This is a genomic window from Mycobacterium sp., from assembly GCF_049683355.1.
Lineage (GTDB): Bacteria > Actinomycetota > Actinomycetes > Mycobacteriales > Mycobacteriaceae > Mycobacterium.
In genome coordinates this window covers 1-3,137 of record NZ_JBAUJB010000478.1, presented here as the reverse complement: position 1 = coordinate 3,137, position 3,137 = coordinate 1, and the positions used below count along the sequence as shown (strand labels likewise).

Genomic DNA, 3,137 nt, shown 5'->3' with positions numbered 1-3,137 from the left:
GCGCTGGCGTCGCGCTACGGCTGCCCCGCGTTGGAGGCGACGCCGGTCCCGGCGCAGCCGGTGAGCACGCCGTCGCCGTCTCCATCGCCGTCCGCCCAGCCGTCCCCGTCGCGACCGCCGCCGCGGTCGCCCGCAACCGCCACCACGCCACCGCCGACGGCGGAGCCAGACAGCGATGAGCTCGTCCAGGCGCCGAGCAACATCAGCGGTATCTGCGACCGCACCATCCAGCCGCGGATCGACGCCGCGCTGCGCGGCACCGCCGATGTCGGCGACGTGATCGACGCGGTCGAGCCGCGGCTGTGGGACATGTGGACGGTGTTGCCGATCATCCAGGACACCACGATCGTCGCGGCGGGTCCGAGGCTGCAGAACGTCAGCCTGACCGGCGCGGTGCCGGTCGGCATCGTCGGCGACGCCGGCAACTGGGTCAAGCTGCCCCAGTGACAACGCCGCCACGTGCAGGTCTGTGCCGGTCCACTGGTTGAGGCCCAGCCCGACCAGTGACCCCGCGGCCGCGCCCGTCGCCAGCGCGGGCGTGAGCAGCCCGCCCACCGCCCCCGCTCGCAGGAAGCATGCGGTCAGCAGCGGTTTCAACAGCAGGATGGCCGCGGCCGAGCCGAGCGTCAGCCCGCTGTTCGTGCTGACCTCGAGAATGCTGCGGCCGTTGCCGGGCAGCTCCGGCAGCCAGATCGAGCAGATGCCGGTCAGCAGTCCGGCCGCGGCGATGGCCGGGATCAACGTCGCCGACTGCGGCAGCACCCTGGGTTTGGCAGCCGACAACATCCGATCGAAGGCCAGACCCACGACGACCGACAGCGGCGCCAGCGCCAACGCCAGGAACCCGAACAGGTAGGACAGTTCGGCGTCGGGCCACACCAGGGCGTGCTCGAGGTGGGTGACGGGCGCGGCCACCGCAACCGCCAGGCTCGACGTGATCAGCGCGGTGCCCCACACCCGCGGATGCCACGAGCCCAGCAGGATGCGGGCGGCGAACACCGCACCCCCCAGCGGCACGCTATACACCGCGCCCAGGCCGGCACCGGCGGCACACGCCAGCAGGATCTCGCGGTCGCGGGCGGTCAGCGCCCACCGCGAGGTGCCCAGATCACCCCACGCGGCGGCCAGTTGCCGCGGCGCGCCCTCACGGCCCAGGGACGCCCCCGACCCGACCAGCAGCACCTGCAGGCCGGCGTCGAGCGACATGGCCAGCCGGGGGATCGGGCGGTCCACCCCGGTCAGCAAGGTGCCGAAGGAGTAGCGATAGGTCAGATGCTCGACCGCGTGCAGCAGCAGCGTCGTCGCCGCTCCGGCGACCCCGGCGAGCAGGCCGATGACGACGACCGCGCAGCCGAACTCAACGGTGCGCCGCGTCACGGCCCGAATGTATGCCAGACCGGGCGCCCGTGGAGCGTGAAGAGTTGGCAAGCTGGTCGGATGGAGACCGCGCGGCTGCTCTTTGTCCATGCCCATCCCGACGACGAGACGCTCACCACCGGCGCGACCATCGCGCACTACGTCGCCCGCGGCGCGCAGGTGCAGGTGCTCACGTGCACGCTCGGCGAGGAGGGGGAGGTGATCGGTGAGCAGTGGGCGCAACTCGCCGTCGACCGGGCAGACCAGCTGGGCGGCTACCGCATCGGTGAGCTGACGGCGGCGTTGACCGCGCTCGGGGTGGACCGCCCGCGTTTCCTCGGCGGGCCCGGGCGCTGGCGCGACTCGGGCATGGAGGGCACCCCGAAGCGGCACCAGGAACGGTTCGTCGACGGGGATCTCAGCGAACAAGCGGCCGCGATGGCCGCGGTGATCGACGACCTGCGTCCGCACGTCGTCGTCACCTACGACCCGGACGGCGGCTACGGGCACCCCGACCACGTGCACGTGCACCGGGTGACGACGCCGGCGCTTCAGGCGGCTGACTGGCAGGTGCCGAGGGTGTACTGGACGGTGATGTCGACGTCGGCGATGACCGCCGGGTTGGAGGCGCTCACCGACGTGCCGGAGGAGTGGACGCGGGTCACCGGCGCCGACCTTCCCTTCGGCTTCGCCGACGACGCGATCGATGCGGCGCTGGACGTCCGTGCGCACCTTCCGGCGAAGGTCGCGGCGCTGCGCGCGCATCAGACGCAGGTGAGCGTGTCCGCGGACGGCAGGGCCGGCGCACTGTCGAACGGCATCGCGCTACCCATCGACGGGTGGGAGCACTATGTCCTGGCCGCGGGTGCGCCCGGCGAACGCGACGACCGCGGTTGGGAATCCGACTTGCTGGCCGGGCTGAAGCTCGGTTAGCGAGGAGATGACCGGGTAAGCTGCGCGTAACCGATTGGTCGCACTGAGGGGAAGCACATGGACCCGGACCTGGATCCCAACCTGCAGCACTGGCAGGACCGCCTCGACAGCTTCCAGTGGGTCGTGGGTTCGCTCGTCTCCGTGCTCGACAGCATCCCGACCTGACAGCGACGTTCACGCCGGCCTCGGGCCGGCTCCGTCTCGCGATGCTGGTCCTGATCGGCGCCGACGGGGTGTTCTCTGCGCTGATGGCGGTCTTCTTCCTGCCCCTGCGGATCGGCCCGGTGCCGCTGCCGGTCAGTGCGCTGCTCAGCGGGGTCCTCAACGCGTTGTTGGTGTGGGCGGCGCTGCAGTGGACGCCGAGTCCCCGGCTGGCGGCGCTGCCGCTGTGGACGTGGCTGCTGACCGTGCTGGTGTTCACCTTCGGTGGTCCGGGCGATGACATCGTCTTCGGCGGCACCGGGATCATGGAGTTCGCCCCGCTGCTGCTGATCGCGCTGGGAGCGCTGCCCGGTGCCTGGGTGCTGGTGCGGCATTCGACACCCGCGGGCTGATCCGGGCACCCGATCGACGGGGCGGACCCCGGCGCCGTCGCCGGATGACTACTGTGACGTCTATGTCAGGGGCATGTCGCGCGCACTCGGTTTCAGATAGTGAGACGCGCGGATGATCCGCGACGACTCCGGAGTTACAGGGAAGTGGCTCTGAACACCCAGCGTGGCGCCGACCTGCCCACCCCCGCCGTTCCGCCGAAGTCGGGCGCAGCGAGTCCGGCCGCCATGAGGCGGGTGCTGCGGCGCGCCCGCGACGGGGTGGCGCTCAACGTCGACGAGGCCGCGGTCGCGCTG

General features: G+C 71.7%; 3 protein-coding genes and 2 pseudogenes. 4 read left to right on the top strand and 1 reads right to left on the bottom strand.

Features of this window, described 5'->3' with window-relative positions:
• Positions 1–447, top strand: a pseudogene (locus WA944_RS26815) (ABC transporter family substrate-binding protein); the annotation flags it as partial.
• Here WA944_RS26815 and WA944_RS26810 read toward each other — a convergent pair.
• A pseudogene (locus WA944_RS26810) lies at positions 442–1,377 on the bottom strand (chloride channel protein); the annotation flags it as partial. The pseudogenes WA944_RS26815 and WA944_RS26810 overlap by 6 nt on opposite strands.
• A 60-nt stretch (positions 1,378–1,437) precedes the next feature.
• Between WA944_RS26810 and mshB the strand changes: the two are divergent.
• From mshB to WA944_RS26795, 3 genes are all read left to right on the top strand, one after another.
• Complete coding sequence (gene mshB, locus WA944_RS26805; RefSeq protein ID WP_526375860.1) at positions 1,438–2,289, top strand: N-acetyl-1-D-myo-inositol-2-amino-2-deoxy-alpha-D-glucopyranoside deacetylase; 852 nt, start codon at positions 1,438–1,440, stop codon at positions 2,287–2,289.
• A gap of 116 nt (positions 2,290–2,405) precedes the next feature.
• Positions 2,406–2,843: a hypothetical protein gene (locus WA944_RS26800; protein WP_526375858.1), complete on the top strand. Its 438-nt coding sequence runs from the start codon at positions 2,406–2,408 to the stop codon at positions 2,841–2,843.
• A gap of 144 nt (positions 2,844–2,987) precedes the next feature.
• On the top strand, positions 2,988–3,137 hold a 150-nt coding region (locus WA944_RS26795), incomplete at its 3' end, for a hypothetical protein (RefSeq protein WP_526647511.1).

Coding starts and splice junctions, on each gene's coding strand:
- mshB (WP_526375860.1), top strand. CDS start 1,438: ATGGAGACCGCGCGGCTGCTCTTTGTCCATGCCCATCCCGACGACGAG.